Annotated in this window: 1 protein-coding gene and 1 pseudogene; both read left to right on the top strand. The window is 35.4% G+C overall.

The features are described 5' to 3' along the window. Positions 1-417 (top strand): T9SS type A sorting domain-containing protein (locus tag A8L32_RS23595; protein WP_158027290.1); only part of this gene is annotated, 417 nt, incomplete at its 5' end. 318 nt (positions 418-735) lie between these two features. After that, positions 736-9,198, top strand: a pseudogene (locus A8L32_RS23140) (hypothetical protein); the annotation flags it as partial.

Genomic DNA, 9,198 nt, shown 5'->3' with positions numbered 1-9,198 from the left:
TTTACAGAAACTGATAATGTATTCCTAGTAGATAATGTAGAGGATATTACAATAAATCTAAATGAAACACCAGAATATACTTTCGTATCTAAAGCTGGAGAAGAGTTAGATCGTTTTGAGTTAAAATTTGAAGGTTTAACAACGGATATCGAGGATGATAATAAGCAACTTGTTACGAATAAAAATGTATTAATTTATGCAATTAACCAGCAAGTAACGGTTAAAGTAACAGAGGAATTGTTACGAGGTAAAGATAGGTTAATTGAGTTGTATAATCTAACAGGGCAGTTAATCGGTCAATATGATCTTAATGGAACTGTTTCTGAGTTTGAATTGCCAAAGGCTAATACCTTATATATAGTAAAGGTAAATATAGATAGTTCATCATATCAAGAGAAGGTGATAGGGCTTAATTAATACCATGTGAATATAAGAGGTATTTATCTGTAAAGAATAAAATTGAATTATAAAGAGGGTTTAATTGATTTGTGTGATGCAAGTTAGTTAAACCCTTTTGTATTTGAGATATTTAGACTTTAGTCAGATGTTATGATGTGTTTATGTAAAGACTATGAAGAGTTATCCCTTTTTTTATAACAAATATTTATTTCTTCGTAAAACGATTTAATTAATGTTGAACAATTGTAATAAGTATTCTAATTTAATAATAAGAATACTAAATTTGCAGATTGTTTACGTGTTGTTAAAAGAACTTGAGATTATAAATATCTATTTATGAAAAATATATACGCTTTTTTAGTTGTTGTGTTAATGGTGGTGGGAGCAAGTGAAGGTATTGCTCAAACAGGCCCGGGGGGTGTTGGTAATAGTGAGGATGTGATTGTTTGGCTCAAGGCCAGCGATGGTGTTACCAAAGATGGATCGGATGTAGTAAGTAGCTGGGCCGATCAATCATCGTTTGGTTTTGTAGCAGCGCAATCTACTGCTGGTGATCGACCTACCTACTTAGCTGACGGCGGTGCTGATTTCAATAATCACCCAGTTATTCGTTTTAATCAGGATTTTCTTTCCATTGCTGATGATGATAATCTTGATGGGAATAATGGTTTAAGCATAATTATGGTTTTAAAACCAGATAATGTTAGTAGGCAATGGCAAGGAATATTAGCAAAGTGCGATGATTTTGATGATCAATCTGCATATAATTTATATTTAAATTATAATGACTTAATTTTTAATTTAAATAATAATGATAGGTTATCTGGCAATACTAATTTAAGTACTACTACATCATATATTTTATCGAATACTTATGAAAGTTCTAGAGGAAGTATTCTAGGATTTTCAAACAGTAATTTGTACGACTCAGATAATTATACAAGTTCTATAAGTAACATGTCTTCTGATTTACATATTGGAACCTACAGACCATATAATGATACTCGAAGTTTTCAGGGCGATGTAGCAGAAATTATTATTTATAAAACAGGGTTAAACAATGCACAGCGACTTATACTTGAAAACTACTTAAGTCAGAAGTATGGGATTACTGTATCTACAGATATTTTTACCAATTCAAACAGTTACTTCACAGATTACACAGGAATAGGCCAGGAATCGGACGGTTCGGTAACTTCGGCTTCTTCGGCTGGGTTTTATGTGGCAGAGAATGGTAATAGCATAGACGATGGTGAGTATGTTATTTTTGCTCATAATAATAGTGCAAATTCCGTTGTGGAAACTGAGATAACAGGTACTGTTGAAGAAAGATGGGCAAAAGATTGGTATATTGAGAAAACGGGTACCATAAATGCCGATATAACTTTCGATTTTGCGGAGGGTATTCCAGCAGGATTATTTCCGCAAACTATTGGCGACTATGTATTATTATATAGAAGTGGAACTTCGGGTGATTATACTCCTGTCAGTGGAGCTACAGCAAGTATTGGTGATGCCGATCAGGTGGTGTTTAGTGTATTAAATTCAGATTTGAACAATGGATATTATACGATTGGAACAACAGACCAAACTGATAGCCCAGTTTTAGGTAAGGCAGGAATTACGTATTATGCTGTTAAATCAGGAGATTGGGATGAGCCTTCAACTTGGACACTCGATCCTGCTGCAGCTATTTTTAATAATCCAGGAAATACATATCCTCAGTTGGGTACGGATAATGTTGTTATTAAAACGGGAAAAACAATTACAGTACCTTCTGATATTGCTGCATCCATTAATATTGCAAATATAACTGTCGATGGTCGTTTAGATATTGGAAGTACAACAGGCAATACTTTTAATATTTTAAAAGGAAGTGGAAGAATTCTATTATCGGGGAATAATTACCCAGTTTTTACTAATGATGATGATTTTGTAACTGAAGGAGAAGGAGAGGGTACAGTTGTATATTATGGTGATAATATTGAAGTGAGCAGTCCTCAAGAATTCTACAACTTAGAGGTAGATTTAAATACAGGTAGAACATTAACTTGGGCTGCGGATTTAGATTTAAATGGTAATCTGTATGTGAAAACTGGAAAGTTTCAGATAAACAATACTTCTACAACAAAACGTACTATTACTATAAATGGAGATTTTGATGTGACTGCTACAGGTGAAGTGGGTATGGGGTCTGGAGCAGTTGGAAGTGGAGATGGTAACTATAACGAGGTAATTATTAAAGGTAACTTTAAAAATGAAGGAATTGCCAAGTTTACGCGTTTAACAAATTATAGATATACAGCATACGATAATACAGGAGGAGCTAATGTTATTTTTAACAATCCTACTACAAATCAAACACTGCAATGTAATGGCATAACTGTATTTAATCAATTGACCTGTGATAAGGGGACTGATGCTACTTTTATGTTAGAAGTTACGGCAACAAGTCCAGGTAATTTTAAATTGTATGGTAGAAATAATGAAGGATATTCTGGGGATAGTGAAGAAGGGGGAGATAGAGAGGGGAATAAAGCACTTAATTTGTTAACGGGAACATTAAAATTGGGAAGTAATATTAATATCCCTGAATTATCAGCAGACAACTCTTATGATATAGATTCAGATGCAATGTTATGGGTTGCGGAAAGTGCAGATGTAATCAGTGATGGGGGGTATGTTTATGTTTATGGAAAGCTTAAGGTGTCTGGTAGTGCACAGTTTTCAGCCACTAATGCATATGGAGTTCTGTTAAGAAGTAAAGGAATTTTTCAAGTAGATGGAGGTAGTGTAACATTAAATTCATTTTCTACTTCAGCTACAGGCGCTGCGGGTACACATGTTGGTGCATATATACAGACAGGAGGAGTAACCAATATTGTTAGTGCAAGGCCTGATTATGATTATGCTGCCTTTCATCTACCATATGCTACTAATGTCTTTCAAATGTCAGGAGGTATTCTTAATATTATGAGTAAAGGGTATCAACAATGGAATGGTTGGTATGGAGAAAAAGATTTTGCATTAGTGATAAATTGTGATGAAGGAAATTATAATGTGACTGGAGGCGAAGTGATAATTGACATGAATGAAAATAGTGATTATAAGATGGTAAGTCGGATTCCATTCTATGATTTCACTGTAAGAAATTCTAATGTAAATTCCAGAACTCTGACGAACACAAATTTCGGTCCTGATGACGGAGACGTGGTTGCTGTTTCTGCATCAGATTTAAAGGTTCTTAACGACTTTACCATTGAAGGAACTAACTCACCAACTTTTAATGCCAATAGCAATAATGTTGAAATAGGAGGTGATTTTATTTTTGAAGAAGGAGCAAATTATACCACAGGTAATAACAAAACGATATTTAATGGTAATCAAAATTCGGTAATTACGATTGAAGATAATAGTACCAATAGAGATCTTCAGTTTGATAAACTGGTAATAGATAAAGATATTAAAGGTGATGGTTCTGATAGGTATATTGTAAGTATTGCGGAAACAACAGGTCGTTCAGAAACACCAAATACAGGTTCGGAAAATGAAGAGAATACAATTATATCGGTTAACGATTCGTTAATTATCACGCGAGGTAATTTTCAAATTGAGCGATATACAGTAAATCTAGAAAGTCATGTCACGCTTGCAGATGGAAGTATTGTTACGGATAATGTAAATCCTGGGCGTATAGCATTAACTGATGATGCTAACCAAAATTTATATGCATCGAGTGCTTATGATAATACTTTTGGTAGGGTCGAGCTATTCAATACAGCAGGAGCAACTTTACGAAGTAATGTAACTATTGATCAGTTAATAATGGAGCGTGATGCTCTTGTTAATACGGGTAGTTACAAATTATCTATTGGTTCGGGTGGAATCATCAATAGCGGAAGCTTTGGTGTAAACAGAATGATTATGACTGATGGTACTGTTGGTGCTGGAGGTTTGGAATTGCCTATAGATTTAACTTTGGCATATGTTGCAGATGGGGTTATTGCAGAATTCCCTATTGGTATTTCTGGCAAATACTCTCCATTTACATTAATAGCTAATAGTGGTTTTACAGGGACCAATACGGGAACAATAGCCGTTAATCCGGTGAACAATGCACATCCTGCGGCTAGTGGTTCTAATATTCTTAGTTACTATTGGCGTTTAAAATCAGAAGGTCTGTTGGAGAGTGATTTAACAAATATTAAAATTACTGCAGATTATAATGGAACGATTGCTGCTAACGCCCGGACTTCACAATATTTATATGGAAGTACATGGACTGGAGGTAGTGGCACTGTTGCTGGAGATGGTGTAATTACTTTTAATGCTGGTGGATTACATACGTCAGTAGAGTATACCGCAGGTTCTAATGGAAGTTTTAACCAACCAAGGGTGCTATATAGTATAGGCAATGGTGATGTAACAAATAAAGCAATCTGGTCAACAGTCGGGCATAGCAGCACAAGTGCAACAAATAAAGCACCAGATGAATTTGATATTCTGATTATTGGAGGTACAGATACAAGGAATGACTCAGTTTGGATTTCAAGTAATGGTTTTACTTGTGCAAAAGTTACTATTAGTGCTTCTCAGCGGACAATACCTAATGGAAGCACTCCAACCTTGGATATTGGTACAACTACCGGTCATAATTTTAATTCGATTGAAGGAGGAGGGAAGTTTAGTACCGCTTCTAATACTTCTTTAGTTTCTCCTCATATTCCTTCGGGAGATTGGAATGAATTTATGAATGATGAAACGGCTATTTTTGAGTATTATGGTTCTGAGCAATATACAATGCCTACAACGGTAACTACTTATCCTACACTCCGATTGAATGATACAGGGGGATTTAAAGTCACTCCCGGGATTGATATTCTTGTAAATAATGATTTTGAGATTTGGGGGGGCGATTGTTTTATTAACCCTTGGGCTATCAATGCTGATGTTACAGTAAAAGGTGATTTACTACTTAAAGATGGAGGTAGCTTACAGTTTTACTATGGGGATTATAGCAGATCACTATATGTGTCAGGAAGCCTTAAGATGCAAGGAGCTGATTGCGAAGTGTTGGCTAATGCGTGGGATACGAGTGTTTTAACTCATAAATTGTATATTGGAGAAGATATTGAAATAGGAACATCTACATTAGACTTATGGAATGGAACAAACTATTGTGATGTCACCTTAATCTTTAACGGATCTAATAATACGATAGTTAATAGTGAGCTACTTACAAATAATAAAATTACGCTATCTCAATTAATTATTGATAAAGCAGTGTCCTCTGCTACTATAGACTTCTTAGAAGAGTTTACTTTAAATGCACCAACTAATGGTAATGTAAATACTAAAGCATTATATCTTAAAAAAGGCGATTTAACCATTGATAATAGTGCTGTAGATATCACATTAAGCAGTGGAGGTGCAGATTTTTGGATTCCATCCGATGCATCATTAAGAATTAATAATGCTATAGCTCGAATTTCTGGTAATGATAATGGTATATACCTTGATGGTTTAATGGAAGTTGGAGATGGTAGTACTTGGAATATTAATGAAGGTACTAACAACTATATTGAGTATTCTGCAACAGGAACAGCAACCATAAATATAGAAGAAGGAGATTTATTTGTAGGTTCACATATTCGTCGTTCAACAACTTCTGATGTTGGTTTATTGTCTTTTAATCAGAATAAAGCCAACAGTACTGTCGTAATTGGAACTGATGATTACGCAGAGGAGAATAATCGCGGTGTATTTGAAATAACAGGTGATGGAAGTTCGTTCGTACAGCTTGAAGAAAATAGTAATATCACTATTGCAGCTCAACAAACTTCACCTTCAGTGGCGGCTTTGTATTTCGATCCAGGAACAGTATCTATAGCAAATGGTTGTAGTTTTACTATGGGAGGAGACGATACGCAAACGGCAAGTGGACAGGTAATTGGTGTGTATGCAACTAAGCATTTACAAAACGTGATATTAAGTAATGCAAGTAGTAATACTCCATCTGTAAAAATATGGACTACCTCATTAAATCTTGATGGTGATTTATCTATAGATGGTAGTACTGAATTTGATGCCAATGGACTGGATTTGTATGTAGGTGGTAATTTAGTTAATTCGGGTGCTTTTAACGCTAATAGTAACACTACTTACTTTAATGGAGTTGCTAATCAGAGTATTACAGGAGAAACTTCATTTTATAACTTTTCGAAGAATGGAACTGGTGATTTATCCTTAAATAATAATATTACTATATCAAATAATTTATCCTTAGAAGATGGAACTTTAGATTGTAAGGATAGTGAGGTAAGTACATTAGGTAATGTATTTAGTAATATTGTAACTTCCACTTCAGGCACAAGTGTTGGAGGTATTACTTTCAATAGTCAATCAAAGATTCAAGAATTGACAGGAGGTGGTACTTTTGCTAAGCTTACGGTCAATAACCCTTACGGTGTTTCAGTACCAACAGAAGCACAAGTAACTACAATTACAGATGAGTTACGTATGCAAAAAGGAATTTTTGACATAGGTAAAAATATGCTAACATTAACAAGTGATGCTGAAATAATACAGGTAACTCCTTTTGGGGTGAATAATATGATACAGACTTATATCTCGTTTACAGATGCAGGTATAAAAAAATATTATCCACATATTACATCTTCAACACCATTTATTTACCCAATGGGCTCTACTGGTAAATATACCCCTGTTTCCTTTGATATTAATACGCAGGGAAATAATCCTGGAGATGAAGGTTACATTAGAGTGAAGGCTGCCAATGAACCTCACATCAGTATTCCTTTAGCTGATCAGGATAGAGTGTTGCAGTATAATTGGACATTAGATGCAGGAGGTATTTCTAACTTTAATGCATCGGGTGTAATGAAAGGATATGATGGGGATGTTTTAGGAAATGGAGCCTTATATATTGCTGCTAAATTGTTAGATTCAGATGAGGGATATTGGGAGAGAGGTACTGACTATGATGAGTTTAATGAAGTAACAACCGAATTGTACTTTTCTTTCTCAGGAACAGATGATATAGGTATAGATGGTGATTATACTGCCGGAGAGAGAGATGCGATACCCGAAAAGGTGCCAACTTATATTTCTGTTGCAAATGGTAGTTGGGATGAACCTAGTACTTGGGCTTTATATGATGTAGATACTGATGTAATCGGTAGCCCTGGAGTAGGGGTTGCTGCAGGAGGTCCAACAGGTAGTATTGTTCGTGTTGTAAATGATGTTCATATGGAAGATGATTATAATTCAGCATATAAAACATCTATTGAAAATACAGGAACTAATCCTTCTGGATTATTAAGGATACTTTCTACAACAGGACATAGACTAGGTGATGTTGATGGAAGTGGGGAGTTAGTAGTAGAAAGCGGTGATTTACCTGCGGGAGTCTATGACGAGTTCTTTGCGGCTACAGGAGGTACACTTGAATATACGGGGACAGGAACAAATTACGATATTTTGAGTGAAATTACTTCAGTTAATAATTTAACAGTTAGTGGTTCGGGGCAACGAAGATTGCCTAATATTGACTTTTTCATTGTAGGTGATCTTACTTTTGAAGGTAGTCCTGAAATTGTTAATGAACACAGTTGTGATATTTATGCTCAAGGTGACATAAACTACAATGGAGGTACGTATGAAGCCCGAAATGGAGTGTTGATATTAAATGGATCAATGTTGCAAACAATATCGGGTTCGGGCAATTTCACTTCTTCAAATAGTTTATACTCTCTGGAAATGGATAACTTCAGTGAGGCAAGTATATTGATGGATATAGAAATTACTAATCAACTTAGTTTAACAGAAGGCGTATTGAATACCAAAGATGTTAATGGAAGTTTAACAGTAACTAATGCCTTGGCTAATTCTATAGTGAAAACTGGAGCAAACTCTTTTGTTGAAGGTCCTTTACGAAAAGCTATGAATAGTGGTAGTTCATTCGATTTTCCTGTTGGAGCTAATAGTCGATACGGAAACATTACTGTTGATAATGTAAGTGCAGGAGGTATTTGGGAGGCTGAGTATTATGATAGTAATCCAGCTGATGATGGATATGACCCGGATAGTAGGGTTGAGTCACCAGAAAGCGAGAAGGTTGCCTATGTTAGTCATAATGAGTATTGGAGAGTAGAGGCGCCAGTAAGTGGAAATAGTGCAAATCTTATTTTACGATGGGATCCATCTAGTGGAGTTACTGCTGATAGTAAGTTTAGAGTGGTTAGATGGACCGATTTATCTCCTTCGGATAAATGGTCGAAGGTAGATGTTGGAACAATTACTGATAATGGAGGTGATGGTACAGTAAACCTAGATAGTAATCTCACTTTTGGATTTAATGGATCAGATAATAGTCATTATATTACTTTTGGTTCCATCTCTATTCCAAGCTTTGATTGGATGGGAGATGAATCTGGTGATGCAAGCAACTGGTTTAATCCAGGTAACTGGGGTTCTGGAATTATTCCAGGAGCAGGAACAGATATAGTTATTGGTAGTTCTGGAAGTGCTCCTATTATTGATGATTCATCTTTAGCTCAGGTAAATAATTTAACTATTAATTCAGGTGTCACTCTTACTCTTCAGCCAGGAGCTCAAATGACCATTAATGGAGATGTGGTTTGTGATAATGGAGCTTTTGTAATTCAAAATTCAGTAAATCAACCTGCATCTCTTATTCATCATGGCAGCATGACTGACAGGACTGTAACGGATACTCCAGCTCAGGTACAATGGACTTATAGTGATAATCGTTATTTC

Source organism: Labilibacter marinus (genome assembly GCF_001659685.2).
Taxonomy (GTDB): domain Bacteria; phylum Bacteroidota; class Bacteroidia; order Bacteroidales; family Marinilabiliaceae; genus Saccharicrinis; species Saccharicrinis marinus.
The sequence above is the reverse complement of the archived record's forward strand: the minus strand, read 5'-3'. Positions and strand labels throughout refer to the sequence as shown.